Source organism: Erwinia sp. E_sp_B01_1, assembly GCF_036865545.1.
In the GTDB taxonomy this organism is placed as follows: Bacteria; Pseudomonadota; Gammaproteobacteria; order Enterobacterales; family Enterobacteriaceae; genus Erwinia.
The window spans coordinates 3,578,176-3,598,924 of sequence record NZ_CP142208.1; the positions used below are offsets into that span (position 1 = coordinate 3,578,176).

Annotated in this window: 19 protein-coding genes; 11 read left to right on the forward strand and 8 right to left on the reverse strand. The window is 53.2% G+C overall.

Annotation, left to right across the window (positions count from 1 at the left end; genetic code table 11):
- Window positions 1-12: 12 nt before the first annotated feature.
- Entirely contained in the window at window positions 13-1,659 is a 1,647-nt protein-coding gene (pstA, locus tag VRC33_RS16775) for a phosphate ABC transporter permease PstA (protein WP_338557462.1), read from the reverse strand.
- A complete protein-coding gene (locus VRC33_RS16780) occupies window positions 1,656-3,791 on the reverse strand; it encodes an ABC transporter permease subunit (protein ID WP_338557463.1) in 2,136 nt (711 codons plus the stop codon). The genes pstA and VRC33_RS16780 overlap by 4 nt, the downstream gene beginning before the upstream one ends.
- Window positions 3,792-3,947: 156 nt before the next feature.
- Here VRC33_RS16780 and ppk1 point away from each other — a divergent pair, with 156 nt between their 5' ends.
- From ppk1 to tehB, 3 genes are read left to right on the forward strand one after another with little or no spacing between them, the layout of a single operon-like run.
- Complete coding sequence (gene ppk1, locus VRC33_RS16785; RefSeq protein ID WP_338576782.1) at window positions 3,948-6,008, forward strand: polyphosphate kinase 1; 2,061 nt, start codon at window positions 3,948-3,950, stop codon at window positions 6,006-6,008.
- A 6-nt stretch (window positions 6,009-6,014) separates the two neighbouring features.
- Complete coding sequence (ppx, locus tag VRC33_RS16790) at window positions 6,015-7,547, forward strand: exopolyphosphatase (protein ID WP_338557465.1); 1,533 nt, start codon at window positions 6,015-6,017, stop codon at window positions 7,545-7,547.
- Complete coding sequence (gene tehB / locus VRC33_RS16795; protein WP_338557466.1) at window positions 7,544-8,149, forward strand: tellurite resistance methyltransferase TehB; 606 nt, start codon at window positions 7,544-7,546, stop codon at window positions 8,147-8,149. The genes ppx and tehB overlap by 4 nt, the downstream gene beginning before the upstream one ends.
- Window positions 8,150-8,154: 5 nt before the next feature.
- Here the strand turns inward: tehB and VRC33_RS16800 are convergent, their stop codons facing one another.
- Window positions 8,155-10,368, reverse strand: a complete 2,214-nt coding sequence (locus tag VRC33_RS16800; protein WP_338557467.1) for an EAL domain-containing protein — start codon at window positions 10,366-10,368, stop codon at window positions 8,155-8,157.
- A gap of 288 nt (window positions 10,369-10,656) precedes the next feature.
- Here VRC33_RS16800 and VRC33_RS16805 point away from each other — a divergent pair, with 288 nt between their 5' ends.
- Window positions 10,657-10,833: a YfgG family protein gene (locus VRC33_RS16805; RefSeq protein ID WP_338557468.1), complete on the forward strand. Its 177-nt coding sequence runs from the start codon at window positions 10,657-10,659 to the stop codon at window positions 10,831-10,833.
- 123 nt (window positions 10,834-10,956) lie between these two features.
- Window positions 10,957-12,393, forward strand: coding sequence for a magnesium transporter (gene mgtE / locus VRC33_RS16810; protein WP_338557469.1), 1,437 nt, complete (start codon window positions 10,957-10,959; stop codon window positions 12,391-12,393).
- Between the two features lie 100 nt (window positions 12,394-12,493).
- Here mgtE and VRC33_RS16815 read toward each other — a convergent pair whose 3' ends face one another.
- Complete coding sequence (locus tag VRC33_RS16815; RefSeq protein WP_338557470.1) at window positions 12,494-12,739, reverse strand: YmjA family protein; 246 nt, start codon at window positions 12,737-12,739, stop codon at window positions 12,494-12,496.
- 133 nt (window positions 12,740-12,872) lie between these two features.
- Window positions 12,873-13,355 carry a cold shock domain-containing protein gene (locus VRC33_RS16820; RefSeq protein WP_338557471.1) on the reverse strand — a complete coding sequence of 161 codons (483 nt, stop codon included), beginning with the start codon at window positions 13,353-13,355 and terminating at the stop codon, window positions 12,873-12,875.
- A gap of 250 nt (window positions 13,356-13,605) precedes the next feature.
- Between VRC33_RS16820 and VRC33_RS16825 the strand changes: the two genes are divergently transcribed.
- Entirely contained in the window at window positions 13,606-14,304 is a 699-nt protein-coding gene (locus VRC33_RS16825; protein ID WP_338557472.1) for an RluA family pseudouridine synthase, read from the forward strand.
- Between the two features lie 27 nt (window positions 14,305-14,331).
- Here VRC33_RS16825 and VRC33_RS16830 read toward each other — a convergent pair whose 3' ends face one another.
- Complete coding sequence (locus VRC33_RS16830; protein WP_338557473.1) at window positions 14,332-14,871, reverse strand: DUF2058 domain-containing protein; 540 nt, start codon at window positions 14,869-14,871, stop codon at window positions 14,332-14,334.
- Between the two features lie 262 nt (window positions 14,872-15,133).
- On the reverse strand, window positions 15,134-16,027 hold the full coding sequence (locus VRC33_RS16835; protein WP_338557474.1) for an ABC transporter six-transmembrane domain-containing protein: 894 nt from the start codon (window positions 16,025-16,027) through the stop codon (window positions 15,134-15,136).
- A gap of 91 nt (window positions 16,028-16,118) precedes the next feature.
- Between VRC33_RS16835 and VRC33_RS16840 the strand changes: the two genes are divergently transcribed.
- A complete protein-coding gene (locus tag VRC33_RS16840; protein ID WP_338557475.1) occupies window positions 16,119-16,703 on the forward strand; it encodes a TetR/AcrR family transcriptional regulator in 585 nt (194 codons plus the stop codon).
- A 152-nt stretch (window positions 16,704-16,855) separates the two neighbouring features.
- On the opposite strand, the gene ftrA is transcribed toward VRC33_RS16840, so the two are convergent.
- The gene (ftrA, locus tag VRC33_RS16845; protein WP_338567379.1) at window positions 16,856-17,848 is read right to left on the reverse strand and encodes a transcriptional regulator FtrA; all 993 of its coding nucleotides are present in this window, start codon (window positions 17,846-17,848) and stop codon (window positions 16,856-16,858) included.
- 95 nt (window positions 17,849-17,943) lie between these two features.
- Here ftrA and VRC33_RS16850 point away from each other — a divergent pair, with 95 nt between their 5' ends.
- The 4 genes from VRC33_RS16850 to VRC33_RS16865 all read left to right on the forward strand — a co-directional run bounded on the left by VRC33_RS16850 (window position 17,944) and on the right by VRC33_RS16865 (window position 20,729).
- Complete coding sequence (locus VRC33_RS16850) at window positions 17,944-18,378, forward strand: rhodanese-like domain-containing protein (protein WP_338557478.1); 435 nt, start codon at window positions 17,944-17,946, stop codon at window positions 18,376-18,378.
- Window positions 18,372-18,881 (forward strand): GNAT family N-acetyltransferase, encoded by a 510-nt coding sequence (locus VRC33_RS16855; protein WP_338557479.1) that lies wholly within the window; start codon window positions 18,372-18,374, stop codon window positions 18,879-18,881. Before VRC33_RS16850 ends, VRC33_RS16855 begins: the two co-directional genes overlap by 7 nt.
- A 133-nt stretch (window positions 18,882-19,014) precedes the next feature.
- Window positions 19,015-19,572, forward strand: a complete 558-nt coding sequence (locus VRC33_RS16860; protein WP_338564536.1) for a histidine phosphatase family protein — start codon at window positions 19,015-19,017, stop codon at window positions 19,570-19,572.
- A gap of 251 nt (window positions 19,573-19,823) precedes the next feature.
- Window positions 19,824-20,729: an alpha/beta hydrolase gene (locus tag VRC33_RS16865; RefSeq protein ID WP_338576785.1), complete on the forward strand. Its 906-nt coding sequence runs from the start codon at window positions 19,824-19,826 to the stop codon at window positions 20,727-20,729.
- Window positions 20,730-20,749 lie beyond the last annotated feature (20 nt).

A 20,749-nucleotide genomic window follows, 5' to 3' on the forward strand; every position in this document is an offset into this window, starting at 1 on the left:
TTTCTCTCACAATCAGTTCATCAGCGCGCGATAGCGTTCACGCAGGCGGTGGCGTAAAGCCATTGCCAGCACATTCAGCGCCAGGATAATGGTCACCAGCAACAGGGCGGTGGCAAAGACCAGCGGGCGATCGGCCTGGGCATTGGGGCTCTGGAAAGCCAGATCGTAAATCTGGAAGCCAAGGTGCATAAATTTACGATCCAGGTGCAGATAAGGGAACACGGCATCAATGGGCAACTCCGGCACCATCTTCACTACGCCAACCAGCATCAACGGCGCGGTTTCGCCTGCTGCCCGCGCTACTGCCAGAATCAGCCCGGTCAGCATAGCCGGAACGGCCAGCGGCAGGGTCACATGCCACAGGGTTTCGGCTTGTGTCGCCCCCAGGGCCAGCGAACCCTGTCGCAGGGACGCAGGAATGCGTGACAGCCCCTCTTCCGTGGCTACAATCACCACCGGCAGCGTCAGCAGGGCCAGCGTCAGGGAAGCCCAGAGCAGGCCTGGCGTGCCAAAGGTCGGTGCGGGCAGGGCATCGGCGAAAAGCACTTTATCGAGACTTCCGCCCACCAGCCAGACAAAAAAGCCGAGCCCGAACACGCCGTAAACAATTGAGGGTACACCGGCGAGATTAACCACGGCGATGCGGACCAGCCGGGTCATCAGGCTGTTTCCGGCATATTCATGCAGCCAGATTGCCGCAATAACGCCGAGCGGCATCACGACCACCGACATCAACAGCACCATTAAAACGGTGCCAAATATTGCCGGGAAAACGCCCCCCTCGCCCAGGGTATCGCCCTGAGTACCGCTGACAAAATGCCACACCTGCCAGCCAAATTGCAGCCATTTTTCACCGTAAGTCATGGCGTTAGGATACCAGGCCGAAAGGATCTGGTTCATCGGGATGCGGTGCTGTTGCCCCTGCGCATCACGCAGGATCAACACTGTACTGTTGCTTTCGCTGGTCAGTTCACCGAGCTGCTGCGCTTTCAGTGAGAACTGGCGCTGGAGTTCCGCGCTGTCGGCCTGATGGATGGACTGAGCCTGAGCGGTGTACCTGTTATCCTGCTGTAAACGGCGCTGCCGCTGGGCCAGCCTCTCCAGCTCGCTGTTGAGCTTCGCCATACTGACCCGGCGCAGGCTTTCTGCCTGGGACATATGCTGCTGAGACTGTTTTATCCGCTGTTGCAGAGTGCGCATCATATTGCGCGCCACCAGCGGCTGGCCGTTCTCCAGCAGTCCGTCAAACCAGCCGTAAGCCATGCCGCCCGTCCTGCGTTGCAGGGCAATCACCCCTGTTGGCGCCTCACTGGAGACGATCTGGCTGCTCAGAATGTTTTGAAAATCTGAAGCGGAGAAATCGCGGTTGCCGGTTTTAATCAGATAGCGCGTCACTTCCTCCGGCAGGTTGTCCGGTATTTTCCTTCCGCTTGCCTCAAGCTGCTGCCGTGAGACGGTTTGCGACTGGGCGACTTCCCCCAGTATCTGCGTGGTGCCCAGGGTTTGCTGAACGGTATACAAGGTGACGGGCTGCGGCCAGAAGTAGCGTAATCCCTGCCAGGCGAGAAGAGCAATAAGCAGGATAAAGGCCAGCAGACTCACCGCCACCGCCCCACCGGTTAACCAGCGCCAGCGGTGGTTACTCATCACGGCACTCATGACTGCCCCTCCTGCTGACTGTAACGCTGGCGTAATCGCTGACGGATCAGTTCAGCAAAGGTGTTCACAATCAGGGTGAAGACCAGCAGCACCAGCGCGCTCAGGAACAGAATACGGTAATGCCCGCTGCCCGCCGCCGCTTCCGGCATCTCAATCGCTACGTTGGCCGCCAGGCTTCGCACCCCCTGAAGCAGGCCGCCCTCTGTTACCGGAGTATTTCCCGTGGCCATCAACACAATCATGGTTTCCCCCAGTGCCCGACCAAAGCCGATCATCAGCGCGGCAAAAATGCCGGATGAGGCGCCAGGCACCACCACGCGGGTCAGCGTTTGCCACGGCGTGGCACCTAACGCCAGCGATCCCTGCCCCAGCGAGGCCGGCACGCTGAAAATGGCATCTTCTGCCAGGGTAAAGATCAGCGGCACCAGAGCAAAGCCCATTGCCACCCCGGCAATCAGTAAATTACGCTGCTGATACCCCTCGCTGAAGCGTTCGGCCAGGCCTGTACCCAGCCGGTGTTCAATGACCGGCACCAGCCAGAGACAAAAGACCAGGGTCAGCAGCAGCAGCGGCAGCAACATCCAGATTTCACGCCCTTCGCCACACAGACGCTTGCGCCAGGCCGGGGGCAATTTCAGCGTCCCCCAACTGCATAACAGTAAAACGCCTGCCAGCATCAGCGGCAGTAAAAGCACGCCCAGTAAGCGGTCCGCCAGTTGCGGTGCCAGCCACAATCCGGCAATCAGGCCTATTACCACGCTGGGCAGCGCGCCCATCATTTCGATGGCCGGTTTCACCCAGCGCCGCAGACCCGGTGCCATAAACCAGGCCGTGTACATCGCCGCCGCCAGCGCCAGCGGAGTGGCAAACAGCATAGCCAGCCCGGCCGCTTTCAGCGTGCCTGCCACCATCGGCACCAGGCTGAATTTCCCCTGATACTCGTCGTTAGCCGAAGTGGACTGCCAGACATAGTCCGGTGAGGGGTAGTGTTCATACCAGACTTTTTGCCAGAGATTGCGCCAGCTGATGTCGGGCCAGGGGTTATCGATCCTGAAGTGCATCCACTGCCCGTCGCTTTCCGTCACCAGACCATCCCCCTGAGGCGCAAAAGCTGCACTCCGGACGCCCGACGGGAGCTGATGGGTTAAAATTGCGCCCTGCTGTTTGCTGGCAAACAGCATCAGTTCACCTGAAGCGCTGAGGGTGGCGAACACGCGGCGATGAGCCTCAGCGATCAGCACTGCCTGCGCGCTTGCCCCGTCAAACTGGCGGATATAGCGCAGATGCGGCCCGGATTCACTGGCGATATCAAACCACTGCGCAATCCCCTTATCATCTGCCACCAGCAGCGAACTGCCTCCGCTCATCAGGGCGAGGCGGGTTGGCGCTGAGGTTAAGGTCTGCGTATCGCGCAGCACGGGGCCGGAGGCGGTGATGCGCCACACCCGAAGAATCGAACCCGACACGCCGAAGAGCAGTTGCCCATCCGGCGAGAGTTGCAGCAAATTCACGTCCGGCATTTCCAGGGTAAAGGCTTCAGGCACGTTACCGGCCTGGTAATTCAGCAGGGTGATACCCCCGGGGCTGGCCTGAGCCACGAGCCAGTGCCGGTCATTCACCTGGGCAATGCTCATGACGGTGGCGGCATCATCACTGCCCGCCAGCGGCTTATCGCCCAGCGGGAATTTCCAGTCCGGCTCGCCTTCTGAGCCATTGAACCTGGGCTGAACCAGGGTGATCCCGCTGCTGCTGTGCAGCAGGATGCTGACGTTATCGGAGGTTGAGACGGCAGTGACCGGCTCTTTGGTCAGTGGGTAAGGCGCAGAAACCGGTTGAGCATTAAGCGGAATAAAGAAGCCTTTCCCCTGGTCGTCGATACGCCAGCCCCATTTTTGCTGTGCATCCATACCCAGTGCCACCGCGGGCTGAGAAGCGGGCAGTTCAATCATCTGGCCGCTGCGCAACGAGGGCGAGGAAAATAGCGGTACCACTACCCACAGCAACCAGACAAAAAGCAGCAGCATCACCAGCAGGATCGCCAGCCCGCAAACCCTGACCACACGGCGAGTCAGCCGGTCAATAAATTGACGGCGCCGGTCATTAAACTGGGCTGGGATGGGGGTTGAACTCATGCTTTATCGGTTTTCCAGTGGCATTGAAGTCGCTATGTTGCCCTTATGTGATTAATAAGACAATCAACAATGTCCGTTGGACTTTGCTGCCATACTCTCGCCATAATGAGGTGAGACAATGGCCGGTCACAGGCAGGATCTTAAGACGGAGTAAAAATGGGTCAGGAAAAGCTCTATATAGAGAAAGAACTAAGCTGGTTATCGTTCAACGAACGTGTCCTTCAGGAAGCGGCGGATAAGACCAATCCCCTGATTGAACGCATGCGTTTTCTGGGAATTTACTCTAATAATCTGGAAGAGTTCTATAAAGTACGCTTTGCCGACTTAAAACGCCGTATTCTGATCGGTGAAGAGCAAGGTTCGCCTTCCACCCCACGCCACCTTTTAAAAAAAATTCAGGCACGGGTATTAAAGGCAGATCAGGAGTTTGATGGTCTGTATAACGATTTGCTGTTGGAGATGGCGCGTAACCAGATTTTCCTGATTAACGAGCGTCAACTCTCCCCTAACCAGCAAAGCTGGCTTCGTCACTATTTCAAACACCAGCTGCGCCAGCACATCACGCCGATTCTGGTGAACCACGACACCGACCTGATTGAATTCCTGAAGGATGATTACACCTACCTGGCGGTGGAGATTATTCGTGGCGCTCAAATCAGCTACGCCCTGCTGGAGATCCCCTCCGACAAGGTGCCGCGCTTTGTAAATCTGCCACCGGAAACGCCGCGCCGCCGCAAGCCGATGATCCTGCTGGACAATATCCTGCGTTACTGCCTGGGCGATATTTTCCGTGGCTTCTTTGATTACGATGCGCTGAATGCCTACTCGATGAAGATGACCCGTGATGCAGAATATGATCTGGTCACGGAGATGGAATCCAGCCTGCTGGAACTGATGTCCTCCAGCCTTAAGCAGCGACTAACGGCTGAACCGGTGCGGTTTGTCTATCAACGCGACATGCCAGATGCGATGGTGGAGATGCTGGGTAAAAAGCTCAACATCACCAACTATGACTCCATCGTTCCCGGCGGGCGTTACCATAACTTTAAAGATTTTATTGGCTTCCCTAACGTCGGCAAGGCAAATCTGGTTAACAAACCGCTGCCGCAGCTACGTCACATCTGGTTTGACCGTTTCCGTAATGGGTTTGACGCCATCCGCAATCGTGATGTGCTGCTCTATTACCCTTATCACACCTTTGAGCATGTGCTTGAGTTACTGCGTCAGGCCTCGTTCGACCCGGCCGTACTGGCTATCAAAATCAATATTTATCGGGTGGCCAAAAACTCCCGCATCATTGATGCGATGATCCACGCCGCCTACAACGGTAAAAAAGTCACCGTGGTGGTGGAGTTGCAGGCACGCTTTGATGAAGCGGCGAACATTCACTGGGCCAAGCGGCTTACGGAAGCTGGCGTGCATGTTATTTTCTCTGCACCTGGACTCAAGATCCACGCCAAGCTGTTTTTGATCTCGCGCCGGGAAAACGGCGAGATTGCCAGGTATGCCCATATCGGCACCGGCAATTTCAACGAGAAAACCGCCCGTATCTATACCGATTATTCTCTCTTAACCGCTGATGCGCGCATTACTAATGAGGTGCGTCGGGTCTTTAACTTTATTGAAAACCCCTATCGCCCGGTGAGCTTCGAACACCTGATGGTGTCACCGCAGAACTCCCGTCAGATGCTTTATCAGCTGATTGATAATGAGATCGCCAATGCGCAAAACGGCATACCTGCCGGTATCACGCTTAAAATCAATAATCTGGTGGATAAGGGGCTGGTAGACAGGCTTTATACCGCCTCCAGCGTGGGCGTAAAGGTGAACCTGTTAGTACGCGGTATGTGTTCCCTGATCCCTAATCTTGAAGGGATCAGCGAAAATATTCGCGTCATCAGCATTGTTGACCGTTATCTTGAGCACGATCGCGTCTATATTTTTGATAACGGCGGCGATAAAAAAGTGTTCCTCTCATCCGCAGACTGGATGACCCGTAATATTGATTATCGTATCGAGGTTGCCGTCTCCATTCTTGACCCTATTCTGAAACAGCGGGTGCTGGATATTATTGGCATCCTGTTCAGTGATACGCTTAAGGCGCGCTTCGTAGACAAAGAGCTCAGTAACCGGTATGTTCCGCGCGGCAATCGCCGCAAAGTGCGCGCCCAACTGTCTATCTACGATTACATTAAATCTCTGGAACAACCTGACTAACTCACTATGCCAATTTCCCATAAAAATACGCCCAAACCGCAGGAGTTTGCTGCCATTGACCTGGGCTCAAACAGTTTTCATATGGTGATTGCCCGCGTGGTGGATGGCGCCATGCAGGTGCTCGGCAGGTTGAAACAGCGCGTCCATCTTGCTGACGGTCTGGATCACAATAATGTGCTGGGTGAAGACGCCATTCAACGGGGACTGGGTTGTCTGGCGCTGTTTGCAGAACGCCTGCAGGGCTTCAGCCCCGCCAACGTCACCATTGTGGGGACTCACACCCTACGCGAAGCAGTGAATGCGGAAGATTTTCTGCGCCGGGCTGCTGATGTCATCCCCTACCCTATCGAAGTGATTTCGGGCAACGAAGAAGCCCGTCTGATTTTTATGGGCGTGGAGCACACGCAGCCTGAAAAAGGCCGCAAGCTGGTGATCGACATTGGCGGCGGCTCAACAGAGATGGTGATCGGCGAGGATTTCGAGCCAAAGCTGGTAGAGAGCCGCCGCATGGGCTGCGTCAGCTTTGCCAATCTCTACTTCCCTGGCCGCATCATCAGCAAAGAGAATTTCCGTCGTGCCCGCCTGGCGGCCGCGCAAAAGCTGGAAACCATGGCCTGGCAATATCGGCTGACCGGCTGGCAGTATGCCCTCGGGGCTTCAGGCAGTATCAAAGCCGCCTGTGAAGTGCTGCTGGCGATGGGCGAGAAGGAGAAGCTGATCACCCCGGAGCGTCTGGAGATGCTTTATGACGAGGTGATCAAACATAAATCTTTTGATGCCCTGAGCCTGCCTGGTCTCTCTGAAGAGCGCAAAGCGGTATTTGTGCCGGGGCTGGCTATCCTGTGTGGGGTCTTTGATGCGCTGGCTATCCGTGAACTGCGTCTCTCTGACGGTGCGCTGCGTGAGGGCGTGCTGTATGAGATGGAAGGCCGGTTCCGCCATCAGGATATCCGCAGCCGCACAGCGCAAAGCCTGGCCAATCACTATGCCATCGACAGCGATCAGGCCCGCCGCGTGCTGGAGACCACAGAGCAGCTTTACCTGCAATGGCGCGATCAGAATCCCAAGCTGACCAATCCTCAGCTTTCAGCGATGTTGAAATGGGCGGCGATGCTGCACGAAGTGGGGCTGACCATTAACCACAGCGGCATGCAGCGGCACTCCTCTTATATCCTGCAAAACACCAATTTGCCGGGGTTTAATCAGGATCAACAAACGCTGCTGGCCACGCTGGTACGCTTCCACCGCAAAGCCGTAAAAGTAGATGACCTGCCGCGCCTGACGCTGTTTAAGAAGAAACAATTCCTGCCCTTAGTGTTCCTGTTGCGCCTTGCCGCACTGCTGAATAATCAGCGCCAGGCCACTAACATGCCTGATTTGCTCAAGCTTGAAACCGATGATGGCCACTGGACGCTGACTTTCCCGGTTGATTATTTCAGCCAGAACACCCTGGTCCAGCTCGATTTGGAACGTGAGCAAAGCTACTGGAAAGAGGTGACTGGCTGGCAGCTCAACATTCAGGAAGAAACCAGGCAATGATTATCAGACCCGACAATTTTTACACTGAAAAATACCAGCTTTCCGCCACCCATTCTGAGGTGGTGGAAGCTGCAAAGCTGATCGCACCCGGCCGGGCGTTGGACGTGGGGTGCGGCAATGGCAGGAACTCGCTGTTTCTGAATCTGAAAGGGTTTGAGGTCACAGGCTGGGATAACAATCCCGCCAGCCTGGCCCGGCTCAACCAGATTATCTCCGACGAGGGACTGAAAGGGATCGAAACGGCGGAGAAAGATCTCAACGATCTGCGCTTCAACGGTGCCTGGGATTTCGTGCTGTCGACCGTAGTGATGATGTTTCTGCAGCCGGAAACCATTCCGCAACTGATTGCCGATATGCAGGCCAGTACGGTTAAAGGCGGTTATAACCTGATTGTCGCGGCTATGGATACGGAAGATTATCCCTGTGACCAGGGGTTCCCTTTTGCCTTTAAGTCAGGCGAGCTCAGCGATTACTACCGTAAATGGCATATTCTGAAATACAACGAGCATGTTGGTCAGCTACACCGTACCGACGAGCAGGGAAATCGTATCTCTCTGCGCTTCGCCACCCTGCTGGCGCAGAAAGAGATCACTAAGGATTAGCATGATTAAGGCTGTCCCCTGGCCTTAATCAGATGCTCAAGCGGCTGAGCGGCCCCGCTCAGCTCGCCCTGAAGATAGTCCACGCCTGACAGGCGCAGCGCCTCCTCAACCTCAACAGAATCCACACCGCAGGCTACCACCCGCATCCGCTTACTGCTGGCCAGCGCACAGACCGCCGCAACAATCTGATAATCCAGGCTGGAATGCAGCATCTTATCGATATACCGGCGATCGATCTTCAACATATCGCCATGCAGCTTGTCCAGCCGGGCGTAGCTGGCGAACTCACTGCCGAAATCAGTGATCGTTACCCTGCAACCCAGCTGAAGAAGCTGCAGGATGGAACGATTTCCCCAACTGGAGTGACCAATCGCGGGCGAATCCGGCACCTGAACGATCAGTTGCCAGGTTTCGAGATCGTACAGGGCCAGGCAGGCTGCAATTTCATCAGCCAGCTTCGGGCGACAAAGGCTGGAGTTACATAACGTCAGCGCAAACCGGCTACCGGGTAAATGCTGACTGACAAACTCCAGCGTCTTCTCAATCATCCAGCGATCCACTTCCCAGGTTAACCCCAGCTCTTCCAGCCTCTCTTCCGGCAGCGGTTCACCTGTACCCTCATGCATCTTCAGCTGAATTTCAAAGTAATCGTCGCCCCTGACCCCTTTCACCCGCTGTACCCAAAGCGGATAGCCCTGCTCACGCAGTGTGGCTCTGATTTCATTCAGCATGGCAACCTTCTCCGCCACCCGGCGCTGAACGGGCAGGCTGTGGTTCTTTTGCGAATTGACTGTCAGACCCGTCTTTAGCGACCGATCGGCCATGGCGCTCATCTCGCCAAGCAATTCATACAGATGGGTGACCGGCCGCCGCACGCTACAGTAACTCAGCCCAATGCCCGGATGGAGGGGAAGCCCGTCCCAGTGAAGATGGTAATCTTTTAGCCTGGCGGCTATGTTTTCAATTCTGGCCTGATGTCCCACGTAGTTGAGCCTGATAGCCAGATCAAAGCCCGGCAGCTGATAGACCTCTTCCCCCGGTTCGAGATCCGGCACCAGATGCAGCGCAAGACTGCGCTTGTACTGGATACGCAGGCGTAAGCCATAGATCCGGCTGAGACGATCCAGATCCGGAATGCTCAGGAAGCAGAGGATCGTCAACGGCGTTTCACTCAGATCCGCACTCAGGGCGCGCAGATTAGGCAGATGAAAAACAGGATCGCTAAGCGCTGCCAGTTTCGCCTTGAACAGCGTTCGCCGCTGGCGGGTACTGATCGCCGCCATCATCAGAATGGTCAGGCTGAACACCAGCAGGTTTGCCGATATGATGGCCAGATGGTGAGGCTCGATACCGGGGCTCAGAAAGCGATCGCGAAGCTGATAAAGCAGGATCAGCAGCAGAGCCCAGAAAAAAGAGGTAAAAAGATGGCCAAAGCGCATCGCCGACCAGAGCATCAGGGGCAACATCAGCGGCATACCGTAGTCACTGACCAGCAGACTTTCTTTATCTTTATGGGAAATCGTCAGCACGACCAACAACGTAATCAGCAATACTGACCAGACCATCAGCTCATATCCGCTTACCGCCGCCGCCTGCTTTTTCATTCTGCTCCAGACTACTCTGGCAAAACGGGGTTTACGCATGCAGCGGATGGCGTAGTAAAAGACCTGAATCATGGTGACGCAGGACAGAAACAGCGACTGAAAATTCAGCAGTGTGTTGAGGGTAAAAAGCCCGGAGGGAAATACGGTTCCCTCACTGGCAATTATCCCGGACCAGGCGACCAGCTGCATGATCAAAATGAAGATTGTTGAGGTCAGAAAAGCCAGCCATAACAGGCGAACCTGCATCAGGCTCAGCCCACCGTAGTTGGCCCGCCAGCGCTTCCCGGCATGCACTTTGTACCCTTTCCACCCGAGTGACACTGCAAGCAGGGTCGCACTGATAATCACCACCGCCTGAAAATGATCGTATCGCGGGAAATAGTACAGACACAGCACCAGAAAAATACCGGGTATTGCCAGCCAGTCAAACACCAGCAGCATGCCAATATACATCGCCAGCGGCAGATAGATCAGATAGACGTATCCCTCTTCTCTTAACAGACGGACAGATAATTCAGTAGCAAGAGGCATCAGCAGAAAGGGCAATATAACCGGCAATACCAGCGCACTGAAGGGGCTTTGGCGAAAGCGGGCAAAGCAGGTTATGAGTCTCATGAGGCTTAATCGTTTTGCAGTGGCTGTGAGCTGCTGCTTCAGGCACTGCCCGATGCAGAGGGGAAATTCACGCCATAGTATGCATAACTGTTTTTGATGGTTTGATATGCATCAACTTCATTCAAATTTACGGTATTGATTAAAAATCATTTCCCGCCATTAAATCAAAACTCCCGATAACCGTATTTCCGGGCAAAGACAGGTTCACAGAGTACAGGCATTGACCTGCTAACCTTGCTGTGTCTAAAATTGCACCATCGCCTTCGGGCTTACCTCAGGATACTCTGCGTGAACAGCGCTATGTCATTTAGAAAACGTCAGAAAACCAGCCGTATGACCCGTATTGTGCTGCTGGTGAGTTTTATTATCTTAGTGGGCCGCTTGATCTACGTCGTCCCCGGCGCAATCGAGCACCATCAACAGAAAAAACAGGACGTTGCTGTACCGACGGTTGTCACTAAATAATCTGAACTCAGGGCGTGTTCCTCCAGACAGTTGCCTGAAATATGCGACTTACCTCCCTCTTTTGCCTGATTTGAGCAATACTTAACGGATTGCCCCTCTTTTGCCAGACACAAGGGAATTTTTATGTCTGTAGCCTTATCACATGCTCAGCAACTTGCTGAAATTCGTAGTCGTATCCTGAATCTGCTGCTTAATGATGGCGATCTGGTGGATACGCTTCTTGAACGCCCACTGAATGAAACGCCCGCCGAAGCCAGAGCGCACCAGGAACAGGCGAAGGAGATCAGAGACTACGTCCCTCTGATGCACGCCGCGGATATTGCGGATTTGCTGGAAGCCCTGCCCGAAGATGAACGTCTGGCGCTGTGGCACCTGATCGATACAGACCGTCGCGGGATGGTGCTGGTTGAAGCTTCCGAGAGCGTCTGGGAGAGCCTGATCGAGGAGATGAGCGATCGCGACCTGTTGCGCGCCATCGAACCGCTGGATATTGATGATCAGGTTCACCTGGCAAAATACCTTTCACGGGATTTGACCGGACGCCTGCTGACCTCGCTGGATCCTGCACAGCGCTCCCGCGTGCTGGAAGTGATGGATTTCGACCGCGATCGTGTGGGTCGGATCATGGACTTTAAGCTGATCACCATGCCGGCTGACGTTACGCTTGCCACCGTACAGCGCTATCTCAGACGTAAAAAAGCGATTCCCGAGGGCACAGATAAACTTTTTATCACCGATGAAAATAATACGCTTCTGGGTGAGCTAACCCTGACCGATATTCTGCTGAACAAACCCAAAAGAATGGTTTTTGAGGTAATGAATGACAAGCCAACAACTTTCCGCATTGATGATAAAGCGGAAGATGCGGCCGGAGCGTTCGAACGTTATAACCTGATATCCGCTGCCGTTATTGATGCCAAAGGCAAACTGATGGGCCGTGTGACCATTGAAGATGTCATCGATCTGGTTAACGAAGAGAACGACAGCAACATCCGTAAAATGGGCGGCGTAAACCCGGACGAGGATGTGTTTGCCCCGGTCAGAAAAGCGGTACGTACACGCTGGACATGGCTGGCGGTTAACCTGTGTACTGCGTTTGTGGCGTCACGCGTGATTGGATTATTTGAAGGAACTATCTCGCAGATTGTGGCCCTGGCCGCACTTATGCCTATCGTTGCCGGCATTGGCGGGAATACCGGGAACCAGACCATCACTATGATTGTTCGCGCTCTGGCGCTGCATCAGGTTGAACCGGGCAACTTCTCCTTCCTGATAGGCCGTGAGCTTGGCGTTGCGCTGATTAACGGACTTTGCTGGGGCGGCATAATGGGTGGCATTACCTGGGCGATGTATGGCAATCCCGCACTGGGTGGCGTGATGATGCTGGCGATGGTACTCAACCTGCTGCTTGCCGCATTGATGGGGGTGTTAATCCCGCTGATTATGACCAAAATGAAACGGGATCCGGCAGTGGGATCAAGCGTGCTGATAACGGCATTAACCGATACCGGTGGATTCTTTATTTTCCTGGGGCTGGCCACAATCTTCCTGCTGCACTGAAGAGTGAATTGACCGGGTGGGATCAAAGAGCGAATTTTTTCGCTCTTTTTTTATGCCTGAGGATGCCGCCCTGAATGTGGGCAGCATTTAACGTCAGACGTTACTCATTGCCCCACTGGTTCAGGAAATTTGCGACATCATCAATACGCAGTTCGCTGATACCGGCCTCGCTGGCCATCTCTTTCTGCGCCTCTTCACTGATTTCTTCATTGTTCATTAAGCGGGTGAGCAGCAGCTGGAAATAAAGCGCCAGGGGATCACGTTCTGCCTCAGCTACCGGCTGTGCAGTTTCCGTCGTGTACTCATCCACCATGTCATAATATTTAAGTGGTATCTCGTTGTTCATAATTTTCCCCCGGGGGTTAATGTTTGCTTCAGGGCCTTGCTGGCTAAATTTATGAAAAAGCACAGCACGCTGATGTCAGTAAGCGATGCCTGGCTCCTGCCTGTAAACAGTGCAGGATTCTGGCTCGGGATGATCAGACTTTGAGCAGTTTCACCGTGGCTTCCACGTCTATCTCATCTTCCGAGAAGATGAGCGTCGTCCCCTGGAAGGTGGTGATCGCCAGTTTTTTCAGCGAGCGCATTTCACCGGGCTCAACGGAGGTTTTTGGTCTGATGCTGCTCATCAGTACCCCTACAGACAGCACCGCATTTTCTTTATCAATGCGGGTTTCGGCAGGCACTTCTTCGCTGTAGACCAGGAAAGACCTGATCGAAGTCAGCTTAAGGCGTTCGCCCGCGATATAGATGTATTTACTTTCCGGTGCGACTTTCACATCAAAAGCGGACAAGCCCTTGTTGTTGGTGGTGGGTTCGAAAGTCACCGCCGCATCTTTCTTGATCAGCTCAGGGTTGGCGACCTTAATCACATGAAAATACCGGTTATCACCGTTTTCATCTTTGATAAATCCAAAACCTTTATCTTTAAACCAGGTTGTGATCGTTCCGTTCATCGCCATTACCGCCTGCTAGTGTATTTGCTCAATTTTTGCAGCGCGCAGTGTAAAGCACAATGCCTGCGCAAACTACGCCTTTGGTTTAAGTCTGGGTGATAAATCCCTGGTACGCGAGAAGATGGCGATTGGATGCAGGCAATAGCCAGGGAGAATGACATGCTGCGTTAAGTCGCTTGATGCGGCGAAGTAGCAGATTCGCCAGCTGGTTTGAAATTCGTTATCATCCGCTCCCCTTCTCTACCCGGATAGCCTGATGTCTGTGATTATCGATACCTTTATCGCTCCGCCGTGCCATGAAAAGATCGAAATTCTCTATCAGGACGATCACCTGGCAATTATCAATAAGCCGGGCGGGCTGCTAAGCCTCTCGGGAAAAAATCCGCTCAATCTGGATTCGGTGCATCACCGGCTGGTGCAAATATTCCCCGGCTGCACCCTGATCCACCGCCTGGATTTCGGCACCTCCGGACTGATGGTGATTGCCCGCAATAAGGCGATCAATGCCGCACTCTGCCAGCAGTTCAGCCAGCGCACGGTGACCAAAGTGTACAGCGCCCTGCTCTGCGGGCATCTGGATCAGGAGAGTGGGGTTACAGACGCAGCGATTGCCAAAGACCCGGCGTTGTTTCCACTGATGTCGATTTGCGCCATCAACGGCAAGCCTGCTCGCTCCCACTATCGTGTGGTTGAGCGCTTTTATCGTGAGTCAGAAGACGGGAAGCTGTTGCCGGTGACAAGGGTAGAGCTGACGCCGGAAACCGGGCGCACTCATCAACTTCGTATCCACTGTCAGCATCTGGGCCACCCCATTTTGGGCTGCGACCTGTATGGCGGTCGCCTGAGGCCTGGCACCGAACGGACTCCACGGTTGATGCTGCACGCCAGTGAGCTGCATTTTGTGCATCCGGTCAGTGAAGAACGGATCAAAGCTCATCATGCCAGCCCGTTCTGACAGCTCAGAATCTCTCTGCTGACTTAATTACCACATCAAATCATCGGGCACTTTGAAATCGGCATAGGGATCTTCTTCATCCTGCTCTTCCTGACTGAGCGTACTGTTTAATACAATACTGTTCGCATCTCGCTGCGCGATCTTATCGGCCACGCTTGCGGGGATAATAGCGTATTTACTTTCGCCATTGTTATCATCAACCAGACGAGCAATAGCAAGACGGCCATTAATCAGCTGAGATTGCGTAGCCTTATCCACGGCTATTTTTTTGATTAGATTATTATCAGTGAAATTGAAATCAATATTTCCTCTTGTAATATCGATTCTGTTCATCTCGATAAGTTGCTTTACCTGAGCCCTGTACTCTTTAGATAAGGCCGCCTGTTTTTGTTGTTCGCTCAACTGCTTATCACGCTCAAGCTGGGCTTTTTTATTTTCTTCCACAGCCGCCCTTGCCTCACGAGCCTGGACACGTGATTTTTTAGCCGTTCTCTGAACCTTGTCCATCTTTTTGCTGGTGACTAATCCAGCTTTCAGCATCTGCTCTTGTAAGGTAAGTTTTGTCATTTTCGTTTCTGAACCAGTTAAAAATTTGGGTGATTATACCTGTAATTTGCAGGGATGTACCAGGTTGCAGGCACCACTGCTCCCCCCTTACCTTTAGAATAAATGTTCAACTGCGCATCCATTAAATAGCGGAAACGTCAACGTCCGTGGTGGTGTGTCTGCAATCCGGACGTCAATTTGAGCTTCCACGCCGAATAGGCTGCATAAATCAGCATAACGCGGCCCGGTGGTTAAACGGGAAGATTAAACAGGTGCGTTAAGCTCAGATTTGCCCGGTGTTGACGCGGCGGCCGATATCTTTCAGCTGAGAGTATTTTTCCAGCAGCTGCGGACCGTCATCCAGGCTCATGGCAAACATCCACATATAGGTCATGACCGAATAGATATGACCGGCATCGCGAACACCGTTTAGCGTCATGGAGAGAATGGTCATGGCGAACAGCATCGCGGTCACGCACCCAATTGCCAGATAACCTGTTGCTTCACGATCGGAAAGGCGGATACGCAAACCTGCCAGCACGCCGTAATGCTTCGCCAGCGAAGGTGCTCTGGCCGTGCTGACAAGGCCCACTTCCCTTTCGAGCCGGTTATTCAGCCGCACAAACAGCGCTTCGTTTTTACGCGTGAAGCCGGGCAGAAAACAGCCGAAGAAAACAAGGATGGCGATACAGGTTATGCCGGTCCAGAACTCAATTGCCAGCAGCATCACGGCAGCCCCCGTGATAGACGCCACGGAGGTGATAAGCACCGGCAGATGCTTTTCGAAAAAATCCACGAATTCGCGCGACAGCGTCACGCGCGCCACAATGGTTGATGCGCCATGATTTTCGCTGCGCTGAGTCAGAATGACCGGTACCGCCAGTTCGGCGTAAATACGGGCAAAAGTGCGGGTATCAACGCTGCGGCGCGCAGCGCCAATCGCCCACATGATCAACACCATGCCGGCGTATAACATAGCGTGCAGCGCCTGCCCCGAAAGAATGGCATTGATAGCAAATCCCGCCAGTAGCGGGTAGAGCAGATACATGACGTTCTCGGCAATCACCAGCACAAAAGTGAGCAGCAGTTTTTTATAATGCCGGCGCCCCAGCATTTTCAGGGTCTGAAGGGCGCTGCGGGCAGGCACAGGTGCCGCTGGCGTTTTGAATATATGCATGTTTAACTTCTGGTTATAAGGTTCTTGAGCGGTTGCTCAAGATCGAAATGAGTCTATTTGAGCGGTTGCTCAAAGTCAATGCAGGGAACTGATGAAAACTATGCCAGCTGAAAACCTTCGGGCAAAAATCCTTGACGGTGCAATAGCGCTCTTTATTGATAAGGGCATTGATAAGGTGACCACCCGGGAACTGACCGAACATGTCGGTATTTCACGTAGCCACATCTATCATTATTTCCGCGACTGGGGAGCGCTCAGACTGGAGGCGGTTGAACGGTTCATGCAGGCCGATCTTGATGCTTTTAAAAACGCTATCGCCGATTTAACTCCTGATGTGGCGCTTGATACTTTTATTACCAGTCTGCCGGCAACCAATGATGCTGACTGGCTGTTATATAATTCGGTCTGGACGCAGGCTCAGCACGATCGGGCCTATGCCGATTTGGCAATCAACAATATGAACAGATGGTTCAGCCTTTTAGAAAGTATCGTTGCGTCTGGCATTAGCCAGGGGCTTTACCGGCAAGTCGATGTTGCGCGCATCGCCCGCATTATTGGCGGCGCTGTGAATGGCTATGCAGATATTCTTAGCGTCAGTCCCACAGAGAGGGGCTTTCTGGAGGCGAAAGACGATTTGCGCTATCTGGTTAAACAGCTTTTGGGTATTGCTGATTAAATAACGGACCTTCGCCGTGTCAGATAATCTTGTCACATATACCGGAACAAGCCACCGCCTCTGTAGCCTGGAATTTATCGGCTAACTCTCCCGGTAATGGATTCTGATCAAGAGACGGTATACCCATCCGGGTTCCTGGCGCATCGTTGTTATCAGCCGAATGCGCCAGTGTTTGCACTTGCCGAAGTCTTACTGCCAAACATCTTACGGTAGGATGAGAGTGAGATTCCCACAGATTTACGGAATGCGGCCCGGAAACTCTCTATGGACGAGAACCCACAATACTCCATCACCTGTTCGTTAAGCAGGTGATTATCTTCAAGTAACTCGCGGGCAAGATTCATTCTGGCCTGAAGCAACCAGGCTTTGGGTGTTGTCCCCATTGCCTCCCTGAAACGCCTCAAAAACGTCCGCTCTGACATTAACGCCCGGCCGGCCAGTTGCCCGACTGACAGCGCACTGCCAAGATTCTGAAGCGCCCACTCAACCACCGGAGCAATCTCATCACGCGGCTTCTGTGCCACAGGAGAAGGAATAAACTGAATTTGTCCGCCAGAACGTTGCGGCGCCATCACTAAACGTCTCGCCACGATGTTGGCGATATGCACGCCATAATCACGGGAAATCAGATGAAGACAGGCATCAATTCCCGCCGCGCTTCCCGCTGAGGTAATGATTTGCCCGTTATCGACATAAAGCACATTCGGGTCAACCGTGATTTCGGCATAACGCGCCGCAAGCTCGCTGGTATAACGCCAGTGGGTTGTCGCACGTTTCCCGTTCAGTAGCCCTGCCGCCGCAAGGACAAACACGCCTGAACAGATAGAGAGTAAGCGCGCCCCGCGGTCAGAGGCATCACACAATGCGTCCAGCAGTGCCTGGGGTGGCTTTTCATCGCGGTTACGCCAGCCGGGGATAATGATGGTCTGCGCCTCGCTGAGCGATGCCAGCCCATAATGTGAAACAATCTGGATCCCCTCTGACACCTGTATTGGGGAAGGATCGACCGACACTATCCGGTGCTGATACCAGGGGAAATCAAACTCAGGGCGATAAAGGCCAAAAACCTCCATAGCGATCCCAAATTCAAATGCACACAGCCCGTCATAAGCCAGAATGGCGACCAGACCCGGATGTTTTAACATTGGCGGAAAACTACCAGTTATTGTCAGGGCCGCCACTTTATCAGTTTGATGCTGCTTCTTACAATCATCAGACACTTACAAAGGAGATGGTACTCATGCCAAGTTTAATCAGAGACATTCCACCGGCATCCCCTGCTGAATCCCTGCAGCACTTCAGCCGCCGTTTAGCTTTTGAGACCGATTGCTCCGATGTTTACCAGAGCCAGAAAACAGGCCATGCAGACTATGTGTTAGTGGATGTCAGGAGCAGTGAGGCTTATTCAAAAGTGCATGTCCCTGGGGCGATCACTCTCCCGACGCGCTCTATCACCGAAGAGCGGATGTCCGCGTACCCACGCGATACACTGTTTGTGGTTTACTGTGCCGGCCCCCACTGTAACGGCGTACACCGTGCCGCAGTCCGTCTGGCGGGTCTGGGTTTTTCGGTTAAAGAGATGATTGGGGGCCTGACCGGCTGGGTTGACGAAGGGCTTCCCCTGCAGGGAGAACATGTTCCCGCCCCTGCCAATGGATTCTCCTGCGAATGTTAAATCCCGCCATTACTCTCCGGGCAGCGTTGCCCGGAGATGTGCCTGATTTGCTCAGGCATATGCGTTCACTGGCGGATTTCGAGCATTATATTAACGACTTTACTGTCGATGAAAAATCGCTGTTAGCGCGCGCATTTGGGCCTCAGCCTGAATGCCATATTTTTGTCGCAGAGTGCAGCGATGGCATTATTGGTTATGCAGTAGGGTTGGTTATTCCCTTCACTTACGATTTAAAAAATACGCTGGTCTTAAAAGAGTTTTTTGTGGATTCAGGTTACCGGGGACAAGGCGTCGGTTCTGCGCTTTTTCGCCACGTGGTTGCCTGGGCTCTCTCTGAAGGCGGCGGACGACTAAAATGGGACGTGCTGGCCGGAAATCAGAAAGCGGAGACCTTTTACAAAAAGCATGGCGGTTGTCCTGATAGTAAGTGGATACCTTACGTTATGGATGAAGACGCGTTAAACGCGGCTGCCGGACTGAATAGTGAAGTAAAATCACAGTAAGTCGTTAGCCACGTCATCTGCAGATAATATGGCTGCGCACGATAAAGTTGCTGCCCGAAGGGTTTAACATCAAGATTCACCTGTAAAAACAGTATGCTCTGACCAGAAGTGAATAAGGAGGACAAGCCAAAATATGGAAATTATTCTGATGCGCCACGGTAAACCGGGCTTTGCTGGTGCGCAAAAAGTCGCTGCTCATGAAATGGCGGGTTGGATTAACCAATATGATCTGTCTGGTATTGGCGATGACCAACCACCTGAAGCCAGCCGGGAGCTGGCGCGCAGTGTGCTGATGGTTATAAGCAGCCCCCTGCCCAGAGCAATTTCGTCTGCACGCAATCTTAATCTGGAGCCAGAAATAATTGACAGGGTATTCAGAGAGGCGGAGCTGCCGGTATATCTTATCCCTGTCGTTAAGTTATCCCCCTTCAGCTGGGTTATTTTATTTCGTCTGATGTGGCTTTGCGGCATGTCGAAAAAAACTGAGTCTTTTACGATGGCAAAAAGTCGTGCCCGACGAGCTGCAGGCATACTGTTAAAAAATGCCAGAGAGCATAATGGGCCCGTGCTCATGATGGGACATGGCATTATGAACCGGCTCATAGCAAAAGAGTTAACATCGCTGGGTTGGAAAGAGCGCACCCGTGCCGGAAAAGGATATTGGGGAGCCGGTGTTTTTGAGCTTCCTTAGCCACCAGGGGATGCATAGTTTCTGCTTTTGGGACAAAAAAATCAGACACAAGCAGATGATCCGCCAGGAGCGAATAGTGGACTGTTAAAATATCCATCAAACTATTATTTCATTCTGGTCGGGTACAGGCCGATTATTCTTGAAAGGGATGCGGCAGATTTTTTGTTGTTAATTCGTGGGTAAGCGCATCACTTTCTATTCTCGCGACCGAACGCTAATCTCAAACCGCTCAGCTTAAGCAAGGAAATCTGATGCATACCGAAAATATCCGTGCGTTGATTAGAGGGACTCTTTTATTAATGTCAGTCTTAGTCCCGGCGTTCGCAGCTCAGTCTGTACCTTCAGAACATCCGAACTCGCAGCGTATCTCTGTACAGACGCAAGGCTCAGGAACGGATGTCATTTTGATTCCCGGGCTGGCGTCGTCTCGCGAAGTTTGGGTCGATTTAGCATCAGGTTTACGTAAGAGCCACCGCATTCATCTTATAGAACTTGCCGGCTTTGCGAGTACACCTGCCATCTCCAACCCGGACGGGAGGGTCATCGCTCCGGCAGTTGACGCCATCGCTGAATATATCCGCAACCAGCACATCAAGGCACCCGTGATCATTGGCCATTCTCTTGGGGGGGAGATTGCATTGATGCTTGGGGCACGTCATCCCGACCAGGTCGGTCGCTTGATGATCGTCGATGCTTTGCCGTTCTATACGCTGATGATTGACCCTGCGGCGACCAGCAAAACTGCTGCCCGGCGCGCTACTACCATGCGGGACTGGCTACTGGGACAGTCGCAGGAGCAATTTGTAGAGTTTCAGAAGACATCCGTAGACCGTTTAGCCAAGACCGAGGCGGTAAGACCTGCTCTGGTGGCTGCAGGGATCAATTCCGATCGCAAAACCGTGGCTGATGCAGTTTATGAATTGATGATTACCGATTTGCGTCCCGATCTTAGCCACATCAGAGCGCCGATTGAGGTCGTGTACGCGTATGATTATTTATTCGGGGTACCTTTAGCCAACGTTGAGGCGATGTATCGTCAAGCCTATGCCTCTGCACCGGATATCCATTTCACGCGGATCGATAATAGTTTTCACTTTGTTATGCTTGATCAGCCAGAAAAATTTTCCACCGCGGTTAATTCATTCTTAAATGAATGAAGGTTGCTCAGGGCGCACAT

Coding starts and splice junctions, on each gene's coding strand:
- pstA (WP_338557462.1), bottom strand. CDS start 1,659: ATGAGTGCCGTGATGAGTAACCACCGCTGGCGCTGGTTAACCGGTGGG.
- VRC33_RS16780 (WP_338557463.1), bottom strand. CDS start 3,791: ATGAGTTCAACCCCCATCCCAGCCCAGTTTAATGACCGGCGCCGTCAA.
- ppk1 (WP_338576782.1), top strand. CDS start 3,948: ATGGGTCAGGAAAAGCTCTATATAGAGAAAGAACTAAGCTGGTTATCG.
- ppx (WP_338557465.1), top strand. CDS start 6,015: ATGCCAATTTCCCATAAAAATACGCCCAAACCGCAGGAGTTTGCTGCC.
- tehB (WP_338557466.1), top strand. CDS start 7,544: ATGATTATCAGACCCGACAATTTTTACACTGAAAAATACCAGCTTTCC.
- VRC33_RS16800 (WP_338557467.1), bottom strand. CDS start 10,368: ATGAGACTCATAACCTGCTTTGCCCGCTTTCGCCAAAGCCCCTTCAGT.
- mgtE (WP_338557469.1), top strand. CDS start 10,957: ATGTCTGTAGCCTTATCACATGCTCAGCAACTTGCTGAAATTCGTAGT.
- VRC33_RS16815 (WP_338557470.1), bottom strand. CDS start 12,739: ATGAACAACGAGATACCACTTAAATATTATGACATGGTGGATGAGTAC.
- VRC33_RS16820 (WP_338557471.1), bottom strand. CDS start 13,355: ATGGCGATGAACGGAACGATCACAACCTGGTTTAAAGATAAAGGTTTT.
- VRC33_RS16825 (WP_338557472.1), top strand. CDS start 13,606: ATGTCTGTGATTATCGATACCTTTATCGCTCCGCCGTGCCATGAAAAG.
- VRC33_RS16830 (WP_338557473.1), bottom strand. CDS start 14,871: ATGACAAAACTTACCTTACAAGAGCAGATGCTGAAAGCTGGATTAGTC.
- VRC33_RS16835 (WP_338557474.1), bottom strand. CDS start 16,027: ATGCATATATTCAAAACGCCAGCGGCACCTGTGCCTGCCCGCAGCGCC.
- VRC33_RS16840 (WP_338557475.1), top strand. CDS start 16,119: ATGAAAACTATGCCAGCTGAAAACCTTCGGGCAAAAATCCTTGACGGT.
- ftrA (WP_338567379.1), bottom strand. CDS start 17,848: ATGTTAAAACATCCGGGTCTGGTCGCCATTCTGGCTTATGACGGGCTG.
- VRC33_RS16850 (WP_338557478.1), top strand. CDS start 17,944: ATGCCAAGTTTAATCAGAGACATTCCACCGGCATCCCCTGCTGAATCC.
- VRC33_RS16855 (WP_338557479.1), top strand. CDS start 18,372: ATGTTAAATCCCGCCATTACTCTCCGGGCAGCGTTGCCCGGAGATGTG.
- VRC33_RS16860 (WP_338564536.1), top strand. CDS start 19,015: ATGGAAATTATTCTGATGCGCCACGGTAAACCGGGCTTTGCTGGTGCG.
- VRC33_RS16865 (WP_338576785.1), top strand. CDS start 19,824: ATGCATACCGAAAATATCCGTGCGTTGATTAGAGGGACTCTTTTATTA.